This is a genomic window from Pseudoduganella violaceinigra DSM 15887 (assembly GCF_000425385.1).
Classification (GTDB): Bacteria; Pseudomonadota; Gammaproteobacteria; order Burkholderiales; family Burkholderiaceae_D; genus Rugamonas; species Rugamonas violaceinigra.
Genome location: NZ_KE384358.1, coordinates 15492 through 39457, shown reverse-complemented (window position 1 = coordinate 39457; position 23966 = coordinate 15492). Strand labels below are relative to the sequence as shown.

Below are 23966 nucleotides of genomic sequence, written 5' to 3'. Positions count from 1 at the left end.
CAACTATGTTTGAGTTCCTCTTCAAGCGACAGGCCAGCCAGGCCAGCGTTGCAGGACAGCCGAGCGCCGGCGGCTCGCAGGCGGCGCTCGGCAATCCCGCCGAACGCCGCACCGCGCAAGCCGAACTTGCCCGCAACCTGGGCGGGGATGAGGCCGCCGCGGTCGAGCTGATCCTGAACAGCGAATTTGCCGATGTGCGCCTGGCGGCGGCCGAACACGTCGTCTCGCAAGCGGCTTTGGAAAAAGTGCAACACGCGGTACGCAATTCCGACCGGCGGGTCGCCAAGCTGATGCAGGGGCGGCTCGATGCCATCCGCCATGTCCAGGCAGAACAGAAGCAGGCCCAGGCGTGCATTGCTCTTGCGCAGCGTTTGTTGGCCGACGAAAAGCTGACCCCGAACCTGGTGGCCGACCTCGACCGGCAATGGAAGGTGGTCGATGCCGCCCCCGTGGCCGCGGCCGAGTTCGCCCATGTGCGCGAAGCGCTGGCGGACCGGCTCGAAGCCCAGGTCTCGCTCCAGCGTGCCATGATCGATGCGCTGGCCGCCCTGCGCAAGCACCCGGACGCAGCCGAACTCGAGCGCCTTGCCAGCGAACATGAAGCCCATCTGACGTCGCCCGAGCGTGGCTCATTGCCGCGCCACCTGTTGAATGATTTTGACGCGGCCCTGGCAGCCGAACGCAGCACGCGGCAGCCTGTCCCGCCTGTGCCTGCCATGGCCGAAGCCGAACCGGTCAACACCGTGGCCAATGGCGCGGACAAGCTCGCGGCGGCCCCGCCGCCTGCCACGCCGGATGCGGCAGCGGCCATGGCGTCCGCGCCGATCGATGGCCATCCCACGCTCGCTGCGCGCCCGCCGCGCGCGCCCAAAGACAAGCACAAGCCCTCCGCTGTCGAGCAGGAAGCCAATCGCCATTTCATGGACCTGGTCGAAGCGATGGAAGCGGCTCTGACCCAGGGCCAGCTCCACATTGCCGCCGAGCACGACAAAACGCTCAAAGACAGCAAGACTGGCCGCCTGACGCCGGCCCAGGCCGAGCGCCTGGCCCACGTGCGGGCCGACCTGAAACGCCTGGGCGACTGGGCGCGCTGGGGCGGCAATGTGTCGCGCGAAGAGCTGGTGCACGCGGTGGAAAGTCTGCCCGCCGAGGGGCTTGGCATGAGCGAGCTGGCGAAGAAAGTCGGCAGTATGCGCGAGCGCTGGAAATCGCTCGATGGCGTATCCGGGGCTGCACCCAAATCGCTGTGGGAGAAATTCGACGCCGCCTGTACGGCCGCCTACGCCCCGGCCGCGGCCCATTTCAAGCAGCTGGCCGACGAGCGCCATGCCAACGCGGCCAAGGCGCAAGAGCTGGTGGATGAAGCGAACGCCCTGATCGCCAGGGACAGCGCCCAGCTGGAAGCGGCCGGCGGCGCCCAGGCCGACCGCGAGGAATCGGCGTCGGGCAACCTGCCGCATACGCACGACTGGCGCACTCTGGCTTCGTCCACCCAGCGCCTGCGGCAGGCCTGGAGCCGCCTGGGCACCATCGACCGCAAGGACAAGAAGCGCCTGGACGCCGCCTTCAGCAAGGCGATGGACAGCCTGATGGCGCCGCTCGACTCGCAGCGCAGGATCGAAGTCGCGCGCCGCGAACAACTGATCGAAGAAGTGGGCAAACTCAATCCGCTGGACCGCCACACCATCGACACCCTGCGCCGCCTGCAGGAATCCTGGCAGGGCCACGCCCGCGCCTTGCCGCTCGAGCGCAAGACGGAGCAGGCCCTGTGGCAGAAGTTCCGCAACGCCTGCGACCTGATTTTCGCCAAGCGCAAGGAGCACGCCCATGCCGCCGACCATGAACGCAAGTCGCACCTGCATGCCCGCGAAGCGATTTGCGCGGGGCTGGAGTCCGCCACTTTTGAGGGCGAGGACAAGGCCGTGCTGGGCGCAATCGGCAAGACGCTGAAAGACGCTGCCGCCGCATGGCATGCGTCGGGCATCGTGCCGCGCGCCAGCGAGCAGAAAATCGACCAGCGCTACCGCGCCGCGGTCGGTGCCCTGCAATCGCAGGCGGATGCGATCCGCAAGCGGGCCGGGGCCGCGCAGGCCAATTCCATGCGCGAAAAGCTGCGCCTGGTGCAGGGGCTGGAAAGCGCGCTTGCCGAAGCGGGCGAGATCGATGGCGCCGACTGGAGCGGCCGCTGGCAAGCCTTGCCGGCACTGCCCGCCGACCATGAACGCACCTTGCGCACGCGTTTCGACGCAGCCTTGAAAGCGGCCAGTGAGGGCGCGGCTGCGCGCTCGGCCTACGCCGGCCAACTGGAAAACAACCGTCAACGTCTGCTGTCCGAAGTGCTGCGCCTGGAAATCGTGGCCGGCATCGACAGCGGCGCCGAATTTGCGAAAGACCGATTGAAAATGCAGGTGGAAGTATTGCAGTCCTCCCTCAAGTCCGGCCAGAAGCCGGCCAGCCACGCCACCCAGATCCTTGCCCTGTGCGCCATGCCCGCTTTGGCGGATGCACGCACGACCAGCCGCATCGAGCAGCTGTTCCGCAAGACCGGCGCGGCGGAGGGTAAATGAGCGAAGTACGTATCCAGACCGACGACTTCGACCTGTCCCATGAAGTGGCGCAACTGCGCGCCGGGAATGCCAAAGTTGGCGCTATCGTCACCTTTGTCGGCACGGTGCGCGACCTGAACGACGGGGCCGCCGTGGCCGAAATGGAGCTCGAGCATTACCCGGGCATGACCGAGCAGGCGATCCAGGCCATCCTTGAGCAGGCCAAGGTCCGCTGGCCGATCTATGGCGCGCTGGTCATCCATCGCGTCGGCCCGCTCAAGCCCATGGACCAGATCGTGCTGGTGGCGGTCACTTCGCCGCACCGGGGCGAAGCGTTCTCGGCTTGCGAATTCATTATCGACTACCTGAAGACCGAGGCGCCGTTCTGGAAAAAGGAACAGACCCCGGAGGGCGCGCGCTGGGTGGACGCCCGCACCAGCGACGACGAAGCCCGCAAGAAGTGGTCTTGAAATTTGTCAACGCGCCCTTAGATTGTCGTTGACAATTCATCAGGAGCGTTCGACATGCGCCAAGACAAACTTACAACAAAATTGCAAGAAGCCCTCGCCGATGCCCAGAGCCTGGCGGTGGGCAACGACAACCAATACATCGAGCCCGCGCACCTGCTGCTGGCCTTGCTGAACCAGGAAGACGGCGGCGCGCGTTCGCTGCTGCAGCGCGCCGGCGTCAATGTGGGCGGCCTGGCGCAAGCGCTCAAGCATGCGATGGAACGCATGCCCAAGGTGTCCGGCGGCGACGTGACGGTCAGCCGCGAGTTCGTCAATATGCTGAACCAGGCCGACCGCGAGACGCAAAAGCGCGGCGACCAGTTCGTTTCCAGCGAAATGGTCTTGCTGGCCATCTCCGACGACAAGTCCGACGCCGGCAAGCTGGCGCGCGAGAACGGCCTGCAGCGCAAGGCCCTGGAGACCGCCATCGACGCCGTGCGCGGCGGCGCCAAGGTCGATTCGCAGGAAGCGGAAGGCCAGCGCGAAGCCCTGAAAAAATACACCCTCGACTTGACCGAACGCGCCCGCCTGGGCAAGCTCGACCCCGTCATCGGCCGCGACGACGAAATCCGCCGCGCCATCCAGGTGCTGCAGCGCCGGACCAAGAACAACCCGGTGCTGATCGGCGAACCGGGGGTGGGCAAGACCGCCATCGTGGAAGGGCTGGCGCAGCGCATCGTCAACAACGAAGTGCCGGACTCGCTGCGCGGCAAGCGCGTGCTGTCGCTCGATATGGCGGCCTTGCTGGCGGGCGCCAAGTACCGCGGCGAATTCGAAGAGCGCCTGAAGTCCGTGCTCAAGGAGCTGGCGCAGGATGAAGGCCAGACCATCGTCTTCATCGACGAATTGCACACCATGGTCGGCGCCGGCAAAGCCGAAGGCGCCATGGACGCCGGCAATATGCTCAAGCCTGCGCTGGCGCGCGGCGAGCTGCATTGCCTGGGCGCGACCACGCTGGACGAATACCGCAAATACATCGAGAAGGATGCCGCGCTGGAGCGCCGCTTCCAGAAAATCCTGGTCGACGAGCCAAGCGTGGAGGCCACCATCGCCATTCTGCGCGGCCTGCAGGACAAGTACGAGCTGCACCACAAAGTGGAAATCACCGACCCCGCCATTATCGCGGCGGCGGAACTCTCCCACCGCTACATCACGGACCGCTTCCTGCCCGACAAGGCGATCGACCTGATCGACGAAGCCGCATCGAAGATCAAGATCGAGATCGACTCCAAGCCGGAAGTGATGGACAAGCTTGAACGCCGCCTGATCCAGCTGAAGATCGAGAAGGAAACCGTCAAGCGCGAAAAGGACGAAGCCTCGCGCGCCCGCCTGCAATTGCTGGACGACGAAATCGCCAAGCTGCAGCGCGAGTACAACGATTACGAGGAAGTGCTGAAGGCCGAGAAGGCCAATGTACAGGGCACCACCCACATCAAGGAAGAGATCGAACGCATCAAGCAGCAGATGGAAGAGGCGACCCGCGCGTCCAACTGGCAGCGCGTATCCGAGCTGCAGTACGGCCGGTTGCCCGAGCTGGAGGCCCAGCTGAAGCACGCCGAAGCCGCCGGCGCCGCCGAACAGGCAGGCGACAAACCCAAGCTGCTGCGCACCCAGGTCGGCGCCGAAGAAATCGCCGAAGTGGTGTCGCGCGCCACCGGCATTCCCGTCTCGCGCATGATGCAGGGCGAGCGCGACAAGCTGCTGCACATCGAAGCGAAGCTGCACGAACGCGTGGTGGGGCAGGATGAAGCGATCAACGCCGTGGCCGACGCCATTCGCCGTTCGCGCGCCGGCCTGTCGGACCCGAACCGCCCATACGGCTCCTTCATGTTCCTCGGCCCGACCGGCGTCGGCAAGACCGAACTGACCAAGGCGCTGGCGAACTTCCTGTTCGATTCGGAAGAGTCGCTGATCCGTATCGACATGAGCGAATTCATGGAGAAGCATTCGGTGGCCCGCCTGATCGGCGCACCACCGGGCTATGTGGGCTATGACGAAGGCGGCTACCTGACGGAAGCCGTGCGCCGCAAGCCCTACAGTGTGATCCTGCTGGACGAGATCGAGAAAGCGCACCCGGATGTCTTCAACGTGCTGCTGCAAGTGCTGGACGACGGCCGCATGACGGACGGGCAGGGCCGCACCGTGGACTTCAAGAACACGGTGGTGATCATGACCTCCAACCTGGGTTCGCAGAAGATCCAGTCGCTGGATGAAGCCGACCCGGCCGTGGTGAAGCTGGCCGTGATGGCTGAGGTACGCGGCCACTTCCGGCCGGAATTCATCAACCGGATCGACGAGATTGTTGTGTTCCACGGGCTGGACGACAAGCATATCGGCTCGATCGCCCGCATCCAGCTGCAGATCCTCGAGCAGCGCCTGAAACGCATGGATATGGGCATGGAAGTCAGCGATGCCGCGCTGCAGAAGATCGCCGAGGCGGGCTACGACCCGGTCTATGGTGCCCGTCCGTTGAAGCGCGCGGTTCAGCAGCAGATCGAGAACCCGCTGTCGAAGCTGATTCTGGAAGGCCGCTTCGGCCCGAAAGACACGATCCGCATCGACGCCGACGGCAGCGAGCTGGCGTTCCGCAAAGCCTGACAGGCGGCACAGGGGGCTTGCCCCCCCGCATCAGTGGCAAGGTGCGCTGCAGTCGACCGGCTCGCGGCGCCCCACGGCCGAAGCTGGCCACGCTGCATTCGACGAGTGGCAGCACTGGCACCCAGTAGTAAGCGCCGGTGAAAAAGGAGCGATCGATGAAAGACTCAACATTGGCCGGCCGCCTGAATTTCCTGCGCGAAGCCGAGCGGCTCAAAAACGTCCTGCGCAGCGGATTCACCTCATCGGGCCGGCCCGAAAGCACCGCCGAGCACAGCTGGCGGCTGGCGCTGATGGCGCTGGTTTTCGCCGACCAACTGCCCGGACTTGACATCGCACGCGTATTGAAACTGTGCGTGGTGCACGACCTGGGCGAAGCAATCCATGGCGACATCCCGGCGATCCACCAGCATGCCCATCCCGGCAAGTCGGCGCAGGAGCGCGAAGACTTGCATATCCTGACGCGCGACCTCGATCCGTCCCTGCGTGCGGAAATCATCGCCCTGTGGGACGAATACGAAGCCGCCGCCACGCCGGAAGCCCAGGCTGTAAAAGCCTTTGACAAGCTGGAGACCATCCTCCAGCACAACCAGGGCGATAATCCGCCCGATTTCGACTACGCCTTCAACCTGGGGTACGGCCGCAAGCACACGGCCACCGCGCCGCTATTTGCCACCTTGCGCGAAATGCTCGACGCCGAAACCAGCCAGCGCGGCCGATCCACCTCCTCGCAATGAATGGATGCAGCGCGAAACCCGGCTGGCAAGCCCGGCAAATTGAGGCGAATCAGTTGCGGGTGTTGAAGAACTCGGTCGGCGGGCAGCCGAAGGTCTTGCGGAACATGGCCGTGAAGGCCGATTGGCTGGAATAGCCCAGCGCGTCGGCCACCTGCGACAAAGGCATGCCGCCGGTGATCATCGGCGCCGCATGCGCCAGCCGCGCCTGCTGTCGCCACTGGCCGAAGCTCATGCCAAGCTCCTTCTCGAACAAGCGCGCCAGCGTGCGCTCCGACGCGCCCGCCTTGCCCGCCCATTCCTCCAGGGTCAGCGTCGCGCCGGGATCGGAGAGCAGGGCATCGCACAAGCCTTTCAGGCGCTTATCGCGCGGCATGGGGACACGGATGGGCCGCGTAGCCAGGCGCGGCAGCTCGTCGAGGATCAGGTTGCAGATCAACTGCGAGCGGCGCGTTTGCACCTCCGGATCTTCCTGCTCCAGTGCCATGATCAATTCGCGCAGCAGCGGCGAAACTTCGAGCACCTTGCACGGCTCGCCGGGGAAAGGATCCAGCAGCGAGGTGACGTACACCGGCCGCAAGCGTGCCGCTTCAATCACGGTCAGCGAATGCTCGACATTCGGCGCCGTCCAGATCGCACGCTGCGGCGGCACGATCCAGCTGCTATCCATGGCATTGACGCGGATCACTCCCTCCAGGGCCAGGGTCAACTGGGCGCAGTCGTGCGTATGTGCCGGCAAGGAGCGCTCGCTAATGAGGTCGCGCGCAATCATGGTCACGGGCTGGATGGCGGTCGGCTCGCGGCGGCTTTCGTGCGGCCTGGTGTGGGTGACGATCTGGATCGGCATGGATGGCGGTTTTGCGACAAATGATGTCATCCTAGCTCAAAACGGACGCGCCGGGTTTTCCTAAAATGCTTTCATCCAATAAACGAGAGAGGCAACACATATGGACAAGCAAACGCTACGCAACGATGCGCGGGTGATCGGCCTGGTAGGGCTGGCGCACGGCGTATCGCACTTCTACCACCTGATCCTGGCCGCGCTATTCCCCTGGCTGAAACCGGCGTTCAACCTGAGCTACTCTGAACTCGCCCTGTTGATGACGGTGTTTTTCGTCGTATCCGGCATTGGCCAAGCCTTGGCAGGCTTCGTGGTGGACCGGGTGGGAGGGCGCCGGGTCCTGTTTTCCGGCATGGCGATGCTCGGTGTATCGGCCCTGGTCCTATCGAACGCACCGAATTATGCCGGGCTGATGGTCGGGGCCCTGCTGGCCGGCCTTGGCAACAGCATCTTCCACCCGGCCGACTACACCATCCTGAACCAGCGGGTCTCGCGCGACCGCGTGGCACACGGCTTCTCGGTGCACGGCCTGAGCGGCAGCATTGGCTGGGCCGCAGCGCCGCTGTTCATGACCGGCGTGGCCGCCGCCACCGACTGGCGCACCGCCTTGCTGTCGGCCGCCGCGCTGCCGGCGATTGTGCTGGCGATCCTGTGGTGGAACCGTGAAGCGCTGCGCCCGGAGCCGACTATCCACACTGCCGCCAGCGCGCCGGCGGAAGGCTCGCTCGACTTCCTGCGCCTGCCGTCGGTATGGATGTGTTTCGCCTTCTTCTTCCTCACCGCGCTGGCGCTGGGCGGCATCCAGAGCTTTGCCTCGACCGGGCTGGTCAAGCTGTACGGCATGTCACTGCCGATGGCAACCGGCGCCTTCACCGCCTATATGCTGGCTGGTGCTGCGGGCATGGTGCTGGGCGGCTTCCTGGGCGGCGGCCACAAGCAGCATGACCGCACGATTGCCGCGGCATTCGCCGTCGCCGCAGTGCTGGCGCTGGTCATTGGCCTGGTCGTTGTGCCGGCGTGGGGCGCGGTCGTGTTGATGGCGCTGGTCGGCTTCTTCTCAGGCATTGCCGGCCCATCGCGCGACCTCATGATACGCGCCGCGGCACCGAAGAACGCCACTGGCCGCGTCTATGGCGTCGTGTATTCCGGCCTGGACAGCGGCTTATCGCTTGGCCCATTGCTGTTCGGATTCTGGATGGATGCCGGCAAACCGCAAATGGTATTTGCCACGATCGCCTTCTTCCTGCTGTTAGCGATCGCCACCGCCACCGGCGTCGGCAGCCGCACCCGCGCCACAGCGCGCGCCGCCGCCTAACCCAAAATTCGGGGTCAGGTCTGTCATTTGGACACGCAGCCCATTTCTTTGATCTATCTCAATACGCGAAATCGGCAGAATTTGCGTATTGAGCTAAATCAAAGATATTGTGGCGCTGTCCAAAAGACAGACCTGACCCCGAATTTTTACGGAGAGATGCCATGAGCTTTGCTACGACTGATCTTTGCGATGAGCACGCGGATTTGCTGGAAAACGGGACGCTGGCGGTGCTGCCGCCGGTGTTCCGCCATTTCGGTATGCGCCAGCAGTTTGCCGGGCCGGCAGCTACGCTGAAGGTGCATGAGGATAATGCGCTGGTGCGCGCTACCCTGGAGACCCAGGGTGGGGGCCGGGTGCTGGTGGTCGATGGCGGCGGCAGCTTGCGCCGCGCCTTGGTCGGTGGCCAGCTGGGCTTGCTGGCCCAGAATAATGGCTGGGCCGGCGTGCTGGTGGATGGCTGCGTGCGCGATAGCGTGGAGTTGGCGCATTGCGATGTGGGCGTCATGGCGCTGGCCACCCATCCCCAGCGCAGCGCGCGTGAAGGCGTCGGCAAGCGTGATGTGCCGGTCCCGATCGCGGGGGTGATTGTCCGTCCGGGCGATTGGATCTATGCCGATGCCGACGGCGTTCTGGTGGCCGCAGCAAAACTCGCCTGACTTTCATGCGCCTTTCACCATATGAAAGATCCGTTTCATGCGATGAAAAGCGCATCGTCGGCGCTTGCGCCGTTTCTCTCAAAATGAGAAATGCCATGCCGCATCATGGAATTTAAATTTTAAGTATCTGATTCTGAACGAAATTAAAGTTCTTTTATGTCTTATATAAGACAATTATTGCACTGAAAAATTGCGCCTAAGATAGCTCCATAGGATTTCGTTTTTAGAGCATCTTCTTGGGAGAAAAATCATGGCAAGCCGCGCCGAGCAAATCGCAGCCCTGCAACACGATTGGGATACCAATCCTCGCTGGATTGGCGTGCGCCGCGCTTATTCCGCCGAGGACGTGGTGCGCTTGCGCGGTTCGCTGGTGGTGCAACATACGCTTGCCCAGCGCGGCGCTGAGAAATTGTGGCGGCTGTTGAATACGGCGCCTTTCGTCAACGCACTCGGTGCCTTGACCGGCAACCAGGCGATGCAGCAGGTGAAGGCGGGTTTGAAGGCGATTTACCTGTCCGGCTGGCAGGTGGCCAGCGATGCCAATCTGGCGGGCGAGATGTATCCCGACCAGTCACTGTATCCGGCGAACTCGGTGCCGATGGTGGTGCGCAGCATCAATAACACCTTTCAGCGCGCTGACCAGATCCAGTGGTCCGAGGGGCGGGACGAGATCGATTATTTCGCGCCGATCGTGGCCGATGCGGAGGCCGGCTTCGGCGGCGTGCATGCCTTCGAGTTGATGAAGGCCATGATCGAGGCGGGCGCTGCCGGTGTGCACTTTGAGGACCAGCTGGCTTCCGTGAAGAAGTGCGGCCATATGGGCGGCAAGGTCCTGGTGCCGACCCGTGAGGCAGTCGAAAAGCTGACGGCGGCACGCCTGGCTGCCGATGTGATGGGCACGCCGACCCTGGTGATTGCCCGTACCGATGCGGAGGCGGCCGATCTGCTGACGTCCGATATCGATGATAACGATAAGCCTTTCTGCACCGGCGAGCGTACCGTGGAGGGATTCTATAAGGTGCGCAATGGCCTGGAACAGTCCGTCGCACGCGCCTTGGCGTATGCGCCATACGCCGACCTGGTGTGGTGCGAGACCGGCAAGCCGGACCTGGCGTTCGCCAAGGCCTTTGCCGAGGCGGTGCACGCCAGGTTCCCAGGCAAGATGCTGGCGTATAACTGCTCGCCTTCGTTCAATTGGAAGAAAAACCTGGACGATGCGACCATCGCCCGCTTCCAGAAGGAGCTTGGTGCGATGGGGTATAAGTTCCAGTTCATCACGCTGGCGGGTTTCCATTCGCTCAATTACGGCATGTTCAGCCTGGCGCATGGCTATGCGCGCCGCCAGATGTCGGCGTTTGTGGAGTTGCAGGAGGCTGAATTCGCGGCGGCGGAGCGCGGCTTTACGGCGGTGAAGCACCAGCGCGAGGTGGGTACCGCGTATTTCGATGCCGTGACCCAGGCGATCCAGCAGGGCCAGCGTTCCACCACGGCCTTGCATTGCGCGACCGAGGATGCGCAGTTCTTCGATGCGAAGAAGGTCGCTTGAGCCTTCCGCATGAGATAATGGCAGATTGATTCAATAATCTGCCTTATTCATGTTCAGTTACCGCCACGCATACCATGCCGGCAATCATGCCGACGTTCTCAAGCACTTTGTCCTGGTCCAGGTCCTCGAATACCTGAACCAGAAGGACGTCGCGTACACCTATATCGACACCCATGCCGGCGCCGGCGTTTATTCGCTGGATAGCGCGCAAGCGACCAAGACCGCTGAATTTGAAACGGGCATCGGTCCACTGTGGGAGCGCGATGACCTGCCCGCGCCCCTGGCCGAGTACGTCAAGCTGATCAAGGATTTGAATCCGAGCGGCAAGCTGCGCTTCTATCCGGGTTCGCCGTATTGCGCCGAAATCGTGGCGCGCGAGGAAGATCGCCTGCGCCTGTTCGAATTGCATCCGTCCGATGCCAAGATCCTGGCCGATAATTTCCATAAGCTGGAGCAGCATCAGGCTGCCAATGGCCGCCGTCCGACCGCGCGCGGCAAGCGCGTGATCGTCAACAAGGCCGACGGCTTCTTCGGCGTGAAAACGCTGTTGCCGCCGCCTTCGCGCCGCGGCCTTGTCCTGTGCGATCCGCCGTACGAGGACAAGCAGGATTACAAGAAGGTCACGGATATGCTGAACGATGCGCTGAAGCGCTTCCCGACCGGCACGTATGCGGTCTGGTATCCGGTGCTGCAGCGTATTGAAGCGCGCAATTTCGCGGAGCGCCTGAAGCATTTGCCGGCCAAGAGCTGGCTCAACGTGACGCTTTGCATCAGCAGCCCGACCCCGGACGGTATCGCCTTGCACACGAGCGGCATGTTCCTGCTGAACCCACCGTACACGCTGGAGCCGATGCTGCGCCAGGTGATGCCTTACCTGGTGCAGGTGCTGGGCCGCGATGCGGGCGCCCAGTTTACGCTGGAGAGTGGCGAAGCGACCACAGCGAAGAAAGCTTCGCCCCGCACGGCATAAAAATGTTGTCAGGACTGCACAAACAGGTATAGTCTAGTAACCATGAGTTTAGCAATGGGGAAACCCATGACAGCCGTGGTGGAAAGTGAAGTGCAGCTCCCAATGCCGTATGCCAATCAATTCTTTTTGGCAAGGCAACCTATCCTCAATCGCAGCCAACGGCTCGTGGCCTACGAGCTTTTGTACCGAAATGCCGAGGTCCACGAAGCCTGTGTGACGGATGGCACCCAAGCCACCGCTTCCGTGATTGCCCATGCCTCCGAGCTGGGCATGGAGCAGGTTGTCGGCGACCAACTGGCCTTCGTCAATGTCGATACGACGGGGCTGATGAGCGATTTCATTCACTTCCTGCCGAACGATAAGGTCATCCTCGAGGTGCTGGAGTCGGTGGAGCCGACTCCCGATGTGCTGAGGCGCGTGCAGGAATTGAAGCAGGCGGGCTATAAGTTCGCACTGGACGATGTGGCCTGCGAGAACGAAGCGGTGACGGCCTTGCGTCCGCTGATGGATGTGATCAAGGTCGATATCAAGCAGATCGAGCCCGGCCAGCTGCCGGCGCTGACGCGCAGCTTGCGCAATCCGAACCAGAAGCTGCTGGCCGAGAAAGTCGAAACGGTCGAGGAATTCCGCGAGTGCATGGACCTGGGCTTCGAGTATTTCCAGGGCTATTATTTCGCGCGCCCGGTGGTCTTGAGCGGGAAGAAAATCACGCCGTCGCAGCTGTCCATCATGCATTTGCTGGATTTGCTGAACCGCGATGCCGATCAGCGCGAGGTTGAGCGCAGCGTCAAGCATGATCCCCTGATTTCCTTGAATCTGTTGCGTCTGGTGAATACCCCGTCCGTGGGCGCGCGCTTCCGCATCAATTCGGTCGGGCATGCGCTGATTGTGCTGGGGCGGCGGCAGTTGCAGCGCTGGCTGCAGATCCTGCTGTATGTGAAGGGGGCGGAATTCGATTCGCCGCTGCTGCAGATGGCGACCACCCGCGGCAAGACCATGGAGCTGGTGATGGGGCATGTCCGCCCGTCCGAGAAGGTGGCGGCCGATGTCGGCTTCACGGTCGGCATCATGTCGCTGATGGATGCGCTGTTTTCCGTGCGCATGGGCGAGATTCTCGACAGCGTCAACGTCCTGGACGAGGTGCGCGATGCGCTGCTGCACCGCGAAGGCGAGCTGGGCGACGCCTTGCGCCTGATCGAGCTGATCGAGCGGGCGCAGGAGGGGCTGGAGCTGACCGGCATCCTGCACAAGCTAGACCTGCCGCCTTCGGCGCTGTATGCGCTACAGCGCGAGGCCTACGACTGGGTGAATGAGTACGCCCACGCAGTTCAATGAGCCAGTAGCAGGAAGACGGTAGGCTTCTTGTGGAAATCCGGCGCCTGGCCGGAGTCGAGCTGGCTTTTCCATTGCGCGCCCGTCCGGGTGCGGATCGTTTCCGTTGGCAGGCTGATGTCGGTGGCCACGCAGATCAGCGTGTTGCCGCTGCATGCGCCGACCAGTGCTTCCAGCATGGCAGCGTTGCGGTAAGGCGTTTCGATGAACAGCTGCGTCTGCTTTTCCTGGCGCGAGCGGGTTTCCAGCTCTTTCAGGCGTTTGGCCCGTTGTGCGGCGTCCGTCGGCAGGTAGCCGTTGAAGGCGAAGCTTTGGCCGTTCAGGCCGCTGGCCATGACGGACATCAGGATGGAGGACGGGCCGACCAGGGGGCGTACCGGGATGTTGTTGGCATGCGCCAGGCGGACCAGGTCGGCGCCGGGGTCGGCGACGGCCGGGACGCCGGCTTCGGATAGCAGACCAACGTCGTGGCCGGCTTTCAGCGGCTCGAGCAGGGCTTGCAGGGCTTGCGCCGGGGTGTTGATATTCAGTTCGGCGATCGCGATTTCCTGGATGGGCTTGGCGGTGCCGACCTGTTTCAGGAAGGCGCGCGCGGTCTTGGCGTTTTCGGCGACGAAGTGGCCGAGCTGCGAGGTCAGCTGCTGCACGTGCTGGGGGATGACCTGGTCCAGGGAGTCGGTGGGGCCGAGGGTGTTGGGGATGAGGTAGAGGGTGCCGTTCATATTTTTTTAAACCGGTAAACCGGTGTCAGACCCGCAGGGTCAGACACCCGATTGATCAGGGTTTGCTGGTGTTGTGCTTGGCCGGCTTGCCGATGGGAAAAAGCCTACGCCCGCGGCGCGCAGCATGCTGGTGAGCGCAATCAACGGCAGGCCGGTCAGCGCAGTCGGGTCGCTGGAGTCGATCCGCTCGAGGATTGCGATCCCCAGCGCCTCATTTTTCGCGCTGCCCGCACAATCATAGGGCTGTTCGATGCGCAGGTAGGCATCGAGCTCGGCATCCGATAGGTCGCGGAACTTGACCACGGTCTGAATATCTTCGAGCTGGTGCGTGTTGTTGCGACCATCCCACAGGCATAGCGCTGTATGGAACACCACTTCGCGGCCGCGCATTTTCTGGAGCTGGGCGAGGGCGTTGGCATGGTTGCCCGGCTTGCCGATCTGTTCCTCGTCGAGGGTGGCGACCTGGTCGGAGCCGATGACCAGGGCGTCCGGGTGCCGGGCGGCCACGGCGGCAGCCTTTTCCCGCGCCAGGCGCAGGGCGGTGGCGGCGGGGCTTTCGCCTGGCAGCGGGCTTTCATCGATATCCGGCACGTCGACCGCGAAGGGGAGTTGCAAGCGCGACAAGAGCTCGCGGCGATAGGCCGAGCTGGAGGCGAGGATGATGTTGGTTGTTTTCATCTGGGAAATGTTATATGCTTTCTGCGCCGTCGAAAAAGTGCGAATAATCTCGCAAGTCTTTGACGCGGCGCGGAAAATCCTGTTATTATCGCAGGTTTTCGAGGGAAATTTTAGCCAATGAATGCTTTTGAGATCGACGCCTTTGAATTTTGTCGTACCAACAGCAGCAAAGAAGGGGGAACTCCCGTCGCTGAAATGACCCGGCTTGGCAAGGAATGCGCTAACACTTCCGGTGAGGTGGCCTGGAAAGTGGAGGGCGGTTCCAGTAAACACGGTTATCCGCAGATGCGCTTGGTCGTTGCCGGCAAGGTGCAGCTGGTGTGCCAGCGCTGCCTGACCCCGTTTGAATACGAAATCGATTCGTCGACCTTCCTCCTGCTCGGCAAGGATGATGCGGATGCGGACGAGATCGAGGCAATCATTGATGATGAAAGCATTGACGTGATCGTCGGTGCGCGCTCCATGAATCTCATGGACCTGGTGGAAGATGAGGCCCTGCTGGCCTTGCCGCAAGCGCCGAAGCACGGGGAATGTCCCGACACCTCGCTGGTCGACGCTGCGAAGAATGAGAAGGCATCGCCCTTCGCAGGCCTGAAGGGCCTGAAAACGAATTAATCAGTTTGTAGTAGCAAAGAACGTGTCAAAACGCGTGCAGTAATCGAGTTTGGCATGGAAGTAGAAAGCTCGATACGCATGTTTTTGCGCATCGGATGTGTTAAAATCTTAGAACTTTAGTATTAGGAGTCATCATGGCTGTTCAACAGAACAAGAAATCCCCGTCGAAGCGCGGCATGCACCGTTCGCACGATTTTCTGGTAGCACCGAACCTGGCCGTTGAGCCAACCACCGGTGAAACCCACCTGCGTCACCACATTTCGCCTAACGGCTTCTATCGTGGTCGCAAAGTGCTGAAGACCAAGAACGACGAGTAATCGACGTTTTTTGCCTTCGGCTACAAGACAAAGCGGTGCTACGCAGGATTTTCTGACGTCGCGCCGCTTTTTCTTTGGGTTATACAATGACAATTAAAATCTCTATCGACTGCATGGGTGGCGATCACGGCCCCTCAGTCACGATTCCCGCAGCAATCTCCTTCCTCAAGCACGAACCGAACGCCGAGCTGATCCTTGTTGGCCTGGAAGACGTTCTCCGTGCCGAGCTGAAGAAGCATCACGCTGATTCCGAGCCGCGCCTCTCTATCCTTCACGCTTCCGAACAGGTCACCATGGATGACCCGCTCGAGGTCGCCTTGCGCCGCAAGAAGGATTCGTCGATGCGCGTGGCCATTGAACAAGTTAAAGAGGGCAAGGCTGCCGCCTGCGTTTCCGCCGGCAATACCGCGGCGCTGATGGCCGTGTCCCGCTATGTGCTGAAGACCATGCCCGGCGTCGACCGCCCGGCCATCTGCAGCATTTTGCCAAACCAGAATAACGGCCCCACCTATGTGCTGGACCTGGGGGCGAACGTCGATTGCGAGCCGCACCACCTGCACCAGTTCGCCATCATGGGCTATGTGCTGTGCCAGGCCTCGGAAGGCATCGCGCGGCCGACCATCGGCTTGCTGAACGTGGGTACCGAGGACATCAAGGGCAATGAAGTGGTCAAGGCCACGGCGGAGCTGCTGAAGGCGGACCATGCGCGCGGCGCCCTGAATTTCCACGGCAATGTGGAAGGCAACGATATTTTCAAAGGCACTACCGACGTGGTAGTGTGCGATGGCTTCGTCGGCAACGTGACGCTGAAGGCAATTGAAGGCCTGGCGCGTTTCGTGAAGACGGTGCTGACAACCGAATTCAAGCGTAATCCGATCACCATGCTGGGCGCATTGATTGCGCGCTCGGCGCTGAAACAGATCGGCAATCGCCTGAATCCGGCCCGCTATAACGGCGCTGGCCTGCTGGGCCTGCGCGGCCTGGTGTTCAAGAGCCATGGCGGGGCGGAGGCGGAGGCCTATGAATGGGCTATCCGACGTGCATATGATGCGGCAAAAAACGACGTACAAGAGCATTTGTCGGCAATGATCGCCGAACTGATGCCACAAGAAGAGCCGCCAACCGAAACGAGAGACACGCATGACCCTGTACAGCAAGATCGTAGGCACGGGCAGCTACCTGCCTGAGAAACGCGTCACCAACCATGAACTGGCCGCCCAGCTGGCGGCCAAGGGTATCGAAACTTCCGACGAGTGGATCGTGTCGCGCAGCGGCATCTCCGCCCGTCACTACGCGGAGCCGGAGCAGGCTTCGTCCGACCTCGGTGTGATCGCTGCCCGGCGCGCACTGGACATGGCCGGCATGCAGCCGGACGATATCGACCTGATCATCGTTGCCAGTTCCACGCCCGATTTCTACGGCAGCTTCCCGAGCACGGCCTGCATCGTGCAGAAAAAGCTGGGCATGACCAATACCTGCGCGGCAGTGGATGTGCAGGCGGTGTGCAGCGGTTTCGTGTACGCGGTGTCGACGGCGGACAGCTTCATCAAATCCGGCATGCACAAAAACGTGCTGGTGATCGGCGCCGAAGTCTTTTCGCGCATTCTCAATTTCGAAGACCGCACCACCTGCGTGCTGTTCGGTGATGGCGCCGGTGCGGTTGTCATGAGCGCGTCGCAAGAGCCGGGTATCCTGGCGTGCAAGCTGCATGCGGATGGCCGTCACTCGGACGTGCTGCGCGTGCCGGGCGCCGTCTCCAACGGGGCGATCGCGGGCAGCGCCTTCCTGTATATGGACGGCCAGGCGGTGTTCAAGCTGGCGGTGTCGGTGCTGGAGAAGGTGGCCTACGAGGCGCTGGGCCATGCGGGCATGACGGCGGACCAGATCGACTGGCTGATTCCGCACCAGGCCAATATCCGCATCATGAACGGCACGGCGAAGAAGCTGGGCATGGCGCCGGAGAAAATGGTGGTAACGGTGGACCAGCATGGCAACACCTCGGCCGCGTCGATTCCGCTGGCGCTGGATGTCGCTGTGCGCGATGGCCGTGTGAAGCAGGGCGATGTGGTGATGATGGAAGGTGTCGGCGGTGGCTTCACCTGGGGTGCTGTACTAGCCCGAATGTAATAAAATGCAGTCCTTTTTAGAATAAGAAGTCTAAAGGTTGAACGATGAATAAATTTGCTTTCGTGTTTCCAGGCCAGGGTTCCCAGGCTGTGGGCATGATGGAAGGTTTTGCCGGCAATCCGGTGGTGGCGCAAACCCTTGCCGAAGCTTCCGATGCTTTGCAATTTGACCTGGGCAAGCTGATTGCCGAAGGTCCAAAGGAAGAGCTCGACCTGACCACCAATACCCAGCCGGTCATGCTGACCGCTGCTGTGGCCGCTTACCGTGCCTGGATCGCCGCTGGCGGCCCGGTGCCGACCGTGGTGGCTGGCCACTCGCTGGGCGAGTACTCGGCCCTGGTGGCGGCCGGCGTGATTTCCTTCAAGGATGCCGTGCCGCTGGTGCGCTTCCGCGCGCAGGCCATGCAGGAAGCCGTGCCGGTCGGGCAGGGCACCATGGCTGTCATGCTGGGGCTGTCCGATGAGGATGTGCGCGCTGCCTGCGCCGAAGCGGCAGCGGCCGTGCCGGGCGAAGTCGTGGAAGCGGTGAACTACAATGCGCCGGCGCAAGTCGTGGTGGCCGGCCATGCCGCTGCCGTCGACAAGGCCTGCGAAATCGCCAAGGCCAAGGGCGCCAAGCGTGCCATGCGCCTGCCGGTGTCGGCGCCGTTCCACAGCACGCTGCTCAAGCCGGCCTCGGACCGCCTGCGCGACTATATGGCATCGATCCATTTCAACGCGCCGCAAATCCCGCTGATCAACAACGTGGATGTGGCCGTGTTGAACGACCCGGCATCGATCAAGGATGCGCTGGTGCGCCAGGCCGCCTCCCCGGTACGCTGGGTGGAAACCATGCAGAAGGTCGCCGCCGACGGCATCACCAATGTGGTCGAATGCGGTCCGGGCAAGGTCCTGATGGGCCTGGCCAAGCGCATCGACAGCACGCTGGTTGGCGAGGCCATCTACGACCAGGCCACCCTCGAGCGCATGCTGGACACCCTGAAATAAAAGAAGGAAAACAATGACACTCGCAAATCAAGTTGCACTGGTGACCGGCGCCTCGCGCGGCATCGGCAAGGCCATCGCCCAGGAACTGGCGCGCCAGGGCGCCAAGGTGATCGGCACCGCCACCACCGAAGCCGGCGCGCAAGCCATCTCGGCCTACCTGGCCGAAATCGGTGCGGAGGCAGGCAAGGGCATGGTGCTCAACGTCACCAATGCCGAGCAGTGCGCTGCCATCATCGACGATATCGCAAAAACCTTTGGCGCCGTCGGCATCCTGGTCAACAACGCGGGCATCACGCAAGACCAGCTGGCCATGCGCATGAAGGATGAGGAGTGGGATAGCGTGATCGCCACCAACCTGTCGGCGGTGGGGCGCTTGTCGCGCGCGGTCCTGCGCGGCATGATGAAGGCCAAGACTGGGCGTATCATTAATATCACCTCCGTGGTGGCATCGGCCGGCAATCCCGGCCAGATGAACTATGCTGCCGCCAAGGCCGGTGTCGAGGGCATGACCCGCGCGCTGGCCCGTGAAATCGGCAGCCGCAACATTACCGTCAACAGCGTCGCCCCCGGTTTTATCGACACCGATATGACCAAGGCGCTGGGCGAAGACCAGCATACAGCCCTGCTGTCCCAGATTCCGCTGGGCCGTTTGGGCAAGCCGGAAGATATTGCCGCAGCAGTCGTTTTCCTGGCCTCGCCAGCGGCCGCGTATATTACCGGTACCACCCTGCACGTGAATGGTGGGATGTATATGAATTGATACGGTTCTGCGGCATAATGCTGCACGATCGCATCATTTAGTAGTGATTTCAACGTAGATCAAATCAAACGTCGAAATTAGTTTATAGGCGCGCAAACCTGCTAAAATGCGCGCTTTCCGTAACAACATATTGGAGCCATAACATGTCGGATATCGAACAACGCGTTAAGAAAATCGTCGCTGAACAACTGGGCGTCGCCGAAGCAGACATCAAGAACGAATCGTCCTTCGTTGACGACCTGGGCGCCGATTCCCTCGACACCGTTGAGCTGGTAATGGCACTGGAAGACGAGTTCGAAATGGAAATCCCAGACGAACAAGCTGAAAAGATCACCACCGTGCAGCAAGCCATCGACTACGCAACTGCACACGTCAAGGCCTAATCAGCCCGCTGACTCTCCGATCCACTCCGGGAGACTCGCTTGAGTTCTAAAAACCGTCGTGTAGTGGTCACCGGCCTCGGTGTTATTTCCCCCGTCGGCAACAGCGTTGCCGACGCGTGGAAAGCAATCACCGAGAGCAAGTCCGGGATCGCAAACATTACTAGTTTTGACGCATCGGCCTTCTCCACCCGTTTCGCGGGTGAAGTGAAGGGCTTCAATGTCGAGGATTACCTCGACGCCAAAGAAGCGCGTCACATGGATAAATTCATCCACTTCGGCATGGCAGCCGGCATCCAGGCTATCCAGGATTCCGGGATCACTGTGACCGAGGAGAATGCCGATCGTATCGGCGTTATCATTGGATCCGGTATCGGCGGCCTGCCGATGATCGAAGCACAGAAGGAAGACTACGACAAGCGCGGTCCGCGCCGTATCTCCCCGTTCTTCGTACCGGCCTCGATCATCAATATGATTTCCGGCAACCTGTCGATCAAGTACGGCATGCGCGGTCCCAACCTGTCCATCGTGACAGCTTGCACCACCGGCCTGCACTCGATCGGCGCGGCTGCTCGCCTGATTGAATACGGCGATGCGGACGTCATGATTGCCGGCGGCGCGGAATCGACCGTGTCGCCGCTGGGCCTGGGCGGTTTCGCTTCGGCCCGCGCCCTGTCCTCCCGTAACGATGACCCGGCCACCGCGTCCCGCCCATGGGACAAGGACCGCGACGGTTTCGTGCTGGGCGAAGGCGCAGGCGTCATGGTGCTGGAAGAGTACGAACACGCGAAAGCGCGCGGCGCCAAGATCTATGCAGAACTGCTGGGCTTTGGCATGAGCGCCGATGCGTATCACATGACCTCGCCGCTGGAAGACGGTGCCGGTGGCAGCAAGTCGGCGCAGAACGCGCTGCGCAACGCTGGCATCAACCCTGACCAGGTGAATTATGTGAATGCGCACGGCACCTCGACCCCGCTGGGCGACGTGGCTGAAGTGCAGGGCGTCAAGCGCACCTTCGGCGAACACGCCAAGAAGCTGGTTGTCAGCTCCACCAAGTCGGCCACCGGCCACCTGCTGGGCGGCGCTGGCGGTCTGGAGTCCGTGTTCACCGTACTGGCGATCCACCACCAGGTGATCCCGCCGACCATCAACCTGTTCAACCAGGATCCGGCTTGCGATCTGGACTTCTGCGCCAATTCCGCGCGGAATGCCACGATCAACTATGCGCTGAAGAACTCCTTCGGCTTTGGCGGCACCAACGGCAGCCTGCTGTTCGGTAAAGTCTAAACGGAACTTCCAAGCCTCGCCCCGGTCATAGCACCGGGGCGAGCGCTTCCGCTGTACCCCCCAGAACGAAAAAACCCATGTCGATCGCGGCATCTGTCGCTATCCGTCCCTCGCCATGCCTGCGCGCTTTGCGGGCAGGCCTGCTTGCGTCCGTGCTGGCCGTTGGTGCCTGGAGCGGCCAGCCGCTGCTGGCCGCAGCCCTGCTGGCAGGGCTGCGGCGCGACGTCAATTGCAGCCATCTTGATATTTCCGGTGTCGGAGAAATCCGCCTGACGGTATACCGGAAGCAATGCCGTGCCTGCTTGCTGGATGGCTGCACGGTCTGGCCGGGCGTCTTGTTGCTGCATATGGCGCTGGACGATGGCCGGCGCCTGTGGCTGGTCCTGCTGCCGGATTCGATCGCGGGCGGGGAATGGCGCCGCCTGCAGGCCGCAATCCGGGCGCAGCTGCAAAAAATATGAACCAACGACGCAGGGGCAGGTCTAATGAAGGTGGACCCAGATCGAGAACTGGTAGAGCGGGCCCGGGCGGGAGAGCGGGCGGCCTTCGACCAGTTGGTGGGGCGCTACCAGCGGCGCTTGCTCCGCCTGGTGCTGCGGCTGCTGCGCGACCAGGCGGAGGCGGAAGACGTGGTGCAGGAGACTTTCCTGCGCGCGTACCGCGCCCTGCCGCGCTTTCGGGGCGAGGCGGCGTTCTTTACCTGGCTGTACCGGATTGCCTTGAACGGGGCGCGCAATGCCATTCTGCGGCGCCGGCAGCGCGGCGCGCCGGCGCTATTGCCGTCCCAGGCGCCGGCGCCCGAGATCGGCACGCCCGAGTCGATGTTGCTGAGCAAGCAGGTGATGCTGGCGATTGATGCGGCGCTGGAGGCCTTGCCGCTGGAATTGCGCACGGCCATTGTGCTGCGCGAAATCGAGGGCTTGAGTTATGAGGAAATCGGGGAAATCATGGAGTGTCCGCTGGGAACTGTGCGGAGCCGGCTTTTTCGGGCGCGCGAAGCGATCGCACGCCGCCTGCGGCCTTTGTTGGATTTGCCTGTTGATCAGCGCTGGTGAGGAGGGGCAATGATCGTACTGCCGGATGAAGATGACAAGCCTGTGGCCGCCCAGGTCCACGCCGTGATCGGCGAAGCCTTGCGGCGCAGCGTGGCCGACGCCGAGCCCAGCCCCGGCTTCGAGCGCAGGCTGGCGGCGGCGCTCGATGCGGCCGTGCTGGAAGCGGGGCAGGGCGGCGCCGTCCCTAGCGAAGGCGGCGATGCCGGGCAAACCGAGCTGGGCGATGCGTCCGCCGTCGCGGCCTCTTGAAATGCGGCACAGGCGACCGCAACATATCGTCACAAAATCAGGCTCCCGTTTCGCGCGAAGCTGATTTATATTGCTCCTACTTCATTGACTTTCATCAAACGCAACCATGAAAAAAAGCATGATCTCTGCGCTGGTGCTCAGTGCAGCTTCCCTCGGCCTGCCAGCCGTCGCCGGTTTCTCTCCTGTTTATGCGGCTGCGCCCGCCGTGGCCGGCTTGCCGGACTTTGCCGATCTCGTTGAGCGGGTTGGGCCGGCAGTGGTGAATATCCGCACTACCGAGCGCATCACGCAGCGCGATGTCGATGCGGCGGGCCAGGCCGATGAAATGCAGGAATTCCTGCGCCGCTTCTTTGGCGGCCAGATGCCGCGCGGCCAGTCGCCGCGCCGGCGCAACCTGCCGGCGCCAGGCCAGGAAATCCAGCGCGGCATTGGTTCGGGCTTTGTCGTGTCGGCCGACGGCTATGTGCTGACCAATGCCCATGTGGTCGATGGCGCCGACGAGGTGTACGTCACCCTGACCGACAAGCGCGAGTTCAAAGCCAAGGTGCTGGGTGCCGACGCGCGCGCCGACGTGGCCGTGCTGAAGATCGATGGCGGCAAGCTGCCCTACCTGACGATGGGCGACCCGAACAAGGCGCGCGTGGGCGAGTGGGTGATTGCGATCGGCTCGCCGTTCAACCTGGAAAACACGGTGACTTCCGGCATTATCTCGGCCAAGGCACGCGATACCGGCGATCTGCTGCCGCTGATCCAGAGCGATGTGGCGGTCAATCCCGGCAACTCGGGCGGTCCGCTGATCAATATGAAAGGGGAGGTGATCGGCATCAATTCCCAGATTGCGACCCTGTCGGGCGGCTATAACGGCATCTCGTTTGCGATCCCGATCGACGAGGCGATGCGGGTGGCCGAGCAGTTGAAGAAATCCGGCAAGGTGACACGCGGCCGCCTGGGTGTGCAGATCGGCGAGTTGAACCGCGAAGTGGCCGAGTCGCTGGGACTGAAAAACAATAAGGGCGCGGAAGTGACCCAGGTCGAGCCCGGCAGCCCGGCCGACAAGGGCGGCGTGCGCGTGGGGGACGTGGTCATCAAGTATAACGGCAAGGAGATTGACCGCTTCGCCGAACTGACCCGTATGGTGCTGGGCACGCCCCCAGGCAGCAAGGCGACTCTGACCGTCTGGCGCAAGGGGGTCCCGACCGACCTGCATGTGACGGTGGGCGAAGCCGATCCGGACAACAAGGTGGCCGGCCGTTCGGGCGGCAAGAAAGGCGAGAGGAAGTATGAGCTTGCCTCGGCGGCCAATACGCTGGGCTTCGTCGTCAGCGACCTGACGGCGGCGCAAAAGCGCGAGCTGGGCGTGAGCGGCGGCGTTATCGTCGAAGACACCGACGGCCCGGCCGAGGCCGCCGGCCTGCGCCAGGGCGACATCCTGCTGATGCTGAACAACCAGGATATCGTCGATGCCAAGCAGTTCAATGCCGCCGTGGCCAAGCTCGATCCCAAGAAATCGGCGGCCGTGCTGGTGCGCCGCGGCAACCAGGCGCAGCACTTCTCGCTGCGTCCGGCCCCGGCTGCCAAGTAAGCTGAGCTGCCGCCGCCGCGCGTTGGCCGCCCATCACGGCGGCCGGCGCGCGGCGGCGTAACATTCGCGATTACCAGCCGAAGATGATCGTACAGTGGCCCGTGTGACAAGCTGGAGGCTGGCGCCAATCATCATCATCAACATCCCGCCCGGCGCGCTACAAT

General features: G+C 62.6%; 24 protein-coding genes. 21 read left to right on the top strand and 3 right to left on the bottom strand.

The window, feature by feature from the left end:
* Positions 1-5: 5 nt before the first annotated feature.
* The 4 genes from H597_RS0122565 (at position 6) to H597_RS0122550 (ending at position 6387) form a co-directional block, all read left to right on the top strand.
* Positions 6-2567: a DUF349 domain-containing protein gene (locus tag H597_RS0122565; RefSeq protein WP_028104108.1), complete on the top strand. Its 2562-nt coding sequence runs from the start codon at positions 6-8 to the stop codon at positions 2565-2567.
* Complete coding sequence (gene moaE / locus H597_RS0122560) at positions 2564-3016, top strand: molybdopterin synthase catalytic subunit MoaE (RefSeq protein WP_028104107.1); 453 nt, start codon at positions 2564-2566, stop codon at positions 3014-3016. The genes H597_RS0122565 and moaE overlap by 4 nt, the downstream gene beginning before the upstream one ends.
* 54 nt (positions 3017-3070) lie before the next feature.
* Entirely contained in the window at positions 3071-5653 is a 2583-nt protein-coding gene (gene clpB / locus H597_RS0122555) for an ATP-dependent chaperone ClpB (RefSeq protein WP_035375029.1), read from the top strand.
* Positions 5654-5808: 155 nt separating this feature from the next.
* On the top strand, positions 5809-6387 hold the full coding sequence (locus H597_RS0122550) for an HD domain-containing protein (protein ID WP_028104105.1): 579 nt from the start codon (positions 5809-5811) through the stop codon (positions 6385-6387).
* Positions 6388-6436: 49 nt separating this feature from the next.
* Here the strand turns inward: H597_RS0122550 and H597_RS0122545 are convergent, their stop codons facing one another.
* Positions 6437-7261, bottom strand: a complete 825-nt coding sequence (locus H597_RS0122545; protein ID WP_307580795.1) for a helix-turn-helix transcriptional regulator — start codon at positions 7259-7261, stop codon at positions 6437-6439.
* A 70-nt stretch (positions 7262-7331) separates the two neighbouring features.
* Between H597_RS0122545 and H597_RS0122540 the strand changes: the two genes are divergently transcribed.
* From H597_RS0122540 to H597_RS0122520, 5 genes are all read left to right on the top strand, one after another.
* A complete protein-coding gene (locus H597_RS0122540) occupies positions 7332-8540 on the top strand; it encodes an MFS transporter (protein WP_028104103.1) in 1209 nt (402 codons plus the stop codon).
* A gap of 161 nt (positions 8541-8701) precedes the next feature.
* Positions 8702-9196 (top strand): ribonuclease E activity regulator RraA, encoded by a 495-nt coding sequence (gene rraA / locus H597_RS0122535; protein WP_028104102.1) that lies wholly within the window; start codon positions 8702-8704, stop codon positions 9194-9196.
* Positions 9197-9446: 250 nt separating this feature from the next.
* Positions 9447-10742, top strand: a complete 1296-nt coding sequence (gene aceA / locus H597_RS0122530) for an isocitrate lyase (RefSeq protein WP_028104101.1) — start codon at positions 9447-9449, stop codon at positions 10740-10742.
* Positions 10743-10791: 49 nt separating this feature from the next.
* Entirely contained in the window at positions 10792-11712 is a 921-nt protein-coding gene (locus tag H597_RS0122525) for a 23S rRNA (adenine(2030)-N(6))-methyltransferase RlmJ (RefSeq protein ID WP_028104100.1), read from the top strand.
* A 66-nt stretch (positions 11713-11778) separates the two neighbouring features.
* A complete protein-coding gene (locus H597_RS0122520) occupies positions 11779-13047 on the top strand; it encodes an EAL and HDOD domain-containing protein (protein ID WP_035375027.1) in 1269 nt (422 codons plus the stop codon).
* On the opposite strand, the gene H597_RS0122515 is transcribed toward H597_RS0122520, so the two are convergent.
* On the bottom strand, positions 13041-13766 hold the full coding sequence (locus H597_RS0122515) for an SAM-dependent methyltransferase (RefSeq protein ID WP_028104098.1): 726 nt from the start codon (positions 13764-13766) through the stop codon (positions 13041-13043). The two genes, H597_RS0122520 and H597_RS0122515, sit on opposite strands and share 7 nt — an antisense overlap.
* Positions 13767-13805: 39 nt before the next feature.
* Entirely contained in the window at positions 13806-14444 is a 639-nt protein-coding gene (locus H597_RS32110) for a Maf-like protein (RefSeq protein ID WP_051294036.1), read from the bottom strand.
* A 117-nt stretch (positions 14445-14561) separates the two neighbouring features.
* On the opposite strand from H597_RS32110, the gene H597_RS0122505 reads away from it, so the two are divergent.
* From H597_RS0122505 to H597_RS0122450, 12 genes are all read left to right on the top strand, one after another.
* Positions 14562-15059, top strand: a complete 498-nt coding sequence (locus H597_RS0122505; RefSeq protein WP_028104097.1) for a YceD family protein — start codon at positions 14562-14564, stop codon at positions 15057-15059.
* 134 nt (positions 15060-15193) lie between these two features.
* Positions 15194-15376, top strand: coding sequence for a 50S ribosomal protein L32 (gene rpmF / locus H597_RS0122500; RefSeq protein ID WP_028104096.1), 183 nt, complete (start codon positions 15194-15196; stop codon positions 15374-15376).
* 86 nt (positions 15377-15462) lie between these two features.
* A complete protein-coding gene (plsX, locus tag H597_RS32105) occupies positions 15463-16563 on the top strand; it encodes a phosphate acyltransferase PlsX (protein WP_051294035.1) in 1101 nt (366 codons plus the stop codon).
* Positions 16517-17503, top strand: coding sequence for a beta-ketoacyl-ACP synthase III (locus H597_RS0122490; RefSeq protein WP_028104095.1), 987 nt, complete (start codon positions 16517-16519; stop codon positions 17501-17503). The genes plsX and H597_RS0122490 overlap by 47 nt, the downstream gene beginning before the upstream one ends.
* Positions 17504-17547: 44 nt before the next feature.
* Positions 17548-18489 carry an ACP S-malonyltransferase gene (gene fabD, locus H597_RS0122485; RefSeq protein ID WP_028104094.1) on the top strand — a complete coding sequence of 314 codons (942 nt, stop codon included), beginning with the start codon at positions 17548-17550 and terminating at the stop codon, positions 18487-18489.
* 13 nt (positions 18490-18502) lie between these two features.
* Positions 18503-19249 (top strand): 3-oxoacyl-ACP reductase FabG, encoded by a 747-nt coding sequence (gene fabG, locus H597_RS0122480; protein ID WP_028104093.1) that lies wholly within the window; start codon positions 18503-18505, stop codon positions 19247-19249.
* Between the two features lie 143 nt (positions 19250-19392).
* Positions 19393-19632 carry an acyl carrier protein gene (gene acpP / locus H597_RS0122475; protein WP_028104092.1) on the top strand — a complete coding sequence of 80 codons (240 nt, stop codon included), beginning with the start codon at positions 19393-19395 and terminating at the stop codon, positions 19630-19632.
* A 39-nt stretch (positions 19633-19671) separates the two neighbouring features.
* A complete protein-coding gene (gene fabF, locus H597_RS0122470) occupies positions 19672-20916 on the top strand; it encodes a beta-ketoacyl-ACP synthase II (protein WP_028104091.1) in 1245 nt (414 codons plus the stop codon).
* 77 nt (positions 20917-20993) lie between these two features.
* Positions 20994-21377 (top strand): protein YgfX, encoded by a 384-nt coding sequence (locus H597_RS0122465; protein WP_028104090.1) that lies wholly within the window; start codon positions 20994-20996, stop codon positions 21375-21377.
* 24 nt (positions 21378-21401) lie between these two features.
* Complete coding sequence (locus tag H597_RS0122460) at positions 21402-21971, top strand: sigma-70 family RNA polymerase sigma factor (protein ID WP_028104089.1); 570 nt, start codon at positions 21402-21404, stop codon at positions 21969-21971.
* A 9-nt stretch (positions 21972-21980) separates the two neighbouring features.
* Positions 21981-22220, top strand: a complete 240-nt coding sequence (locus H597_RS0122455; protein WP_028104088.1) for a hypothetical protein — start codon at positions 21981-21983, stop codon at positions 22218-22220.
* 118 nt (positions 22221-22338) lie between these two features.
* Complete coding sequence (locus H597_RS0122450) at positions 22339-23802, top strand: DegQ family serine endoprotease (protein WP_229632230.1); 1464 nt, start codon at positions 22339-22341, stop codon at positions 23800-23802.
* Positions 23803-23966 lie beyond the last annotated feature (164 nt).

What these genes read in the sequence shown, in the direction of transcription:
- acpP (WP_028104092.1), top strand. Translation starts at nt 19,393, where the DNA reads ATGTCGGATATCGAACAACGCGTTAAGAAAATCGTCGCTGAACAACTG.
- fabG (WP_028104093.1), top strand. Translation starts at nt 18,503, where the DNA reads ATGACACTCGCAAATCAAGTTGCACTGGTGACCGGCGCCTCGCGCGGC.
- moaE (WP_028104107.1), top strand. Translation starts at nt 2,564, where the DNA reads ATGAGCGAAGTACGTATCCAGACCGACGACTTCGACCTGTCCCATGAA.
- H597_RS0122525 (WP_028104100.1), top strand. Translation starts at nt 10,792, where the DNA reads ATGTTCAGTTACCGCCACGCATACCATGCCGGCAATCATGCCGACGTT.
- H597_RS0122565 (WP_028104108.1), top strand. Translation starts at nt 6, where the DNA reads ATGTTTGAGTTCCTCTTCAAGCGACAGGCCAGCCAGGCCAGCGTTGCA.
- aceA (WP_028104101.1), top strand. Translation starts at nt 9,447, where the DNA reads ATGGCAAGCCGCGCCGAGCAAATCGCAGCCCTGCAACACGATTGGGAT.
- H597_RS0122505 (WP_028104097.1), top strand. Translation starts at nt 14,562, where the DNA reads ATGAATGCTTTTGAGATCGACGCCTTTGAATTTTGTCGTACCAACAGC.
- clpB (WP_035375029.1), top strand. Translation starts at nt 3,071, where the DNA reads ATGCGCCAAGACAAACTTACAACAAAATTGCAAGAAGCCCTCGCCGAT.
- H597_RS0122450 (WP_229632230.1), top strand. Translation starts at nt 22,339, where the DNA reads ATGATCTCTGCGCTGGTGCTCAGTGCAGCTTCCCTCGGCCTGCCAGCC.
- H597_RS0122490 (WP_028104095.1), top strand. Translation starts at nt 16,517, where the DNA reads ATGACCCTGTACAGCAAGATCGTAGGCACGGGCAGCTACCTGCCTGAG.
- H597_RS0122540 (WP_028104103.1), top strand. Translation starts at nt 7,332, where the DNA reads ATGGACAAGCAAACGCTACGCAACGATGCGCGGGTGATCGGCCTGGTA.
- H597_RS0122455 (WP_028104088.1), top strand. Translation starts at nt 21,981, where the DNA reads ATGATCGTACTGCCGGATGAAGATGACAAGCCTGTGGCCGCCCAGGTC.
- H597_RS0122550 (WP_028104105.1), top strand. Translation starts at nt 5,809, where the DNA reads ATGAAAGACTCAACATTGGCCGGCCGCCTGAATTTCCTGCGCGAAGCC.
- H597_RS0122465 (WP_028104090.1), top strand. Translation starts at nt 20,994, where the DNA reads ATGTCGATCGCGGCATCTGTCGCTATCCGTCCCTCGCCATGCCTGCGC.
- fabD (WP_028104094.1), top strand. Translation starts at nt 17,548, where the DNA reads ATGAATAAATTTGCTTTCGTGTTTCCAGGCCAGGGTTCCCAGGCTGTG.
- H597_RS0122460 (WP_028104089.1), top strand. Translation starts at nt 21,402, where the DNA reads ATGAAGGTGGACCCAGATCGAGAACTGGTAGAGCGGGCCCGGGCGGGA.
- rpmF (WP_028104096.1), top strand. Translation starts at nt 15,194, where the DNA reads ATGGCTGTTCAACAGAACAAGAAATCCCCGTCGAAGCGCGGCATGCAC.
- rraA (WP_028104102.1), top strand. Translation starts at nt 8,702, where the DNA reads ATGAGCTTTGCTACGACTGATCTTTGCGATGAGCACGCGGATTTGCTG.
- H597_RS0122515 (WP_028104098.1), bottom strand. Translation starts at nt 13,766, where the DNA reads ATGAACGGCACCCTCTACCTCATCCCCAACACCCTCGGCCCCACCGAC.
- plsX (WP_051294035.1), top strand. Translation starts at nt 15,463, where the DNA reads ATGACAATTAAAATCTCTATCGACTGCATGGGTGGCGATCACGGCCCC.
- H597_RS0122520 (WP_035375027.1), top strand. Translation starts at nt 11,779, where the DNA reads ATGACAGCCGTGGTGGAAAGTGAAGTGCAGCTCCCAATGCCGTATGCC.
- H597_RS32110 (WP_051294036.1), bottom strand. Translation starts at nt 14,444, where the DNA reads ATGAAAACAACCAACATCATCCTCGCCTCCAGCTCGGCCTATCGCCGC.
- H597_RS0122545 (WP_307580795.1), bottom strand. Translation starts at nt 7,261, where the DNA reads ATGACATCATTTGTCGCAAAACCGCCATCCATGCCGATCCAGATCGTC.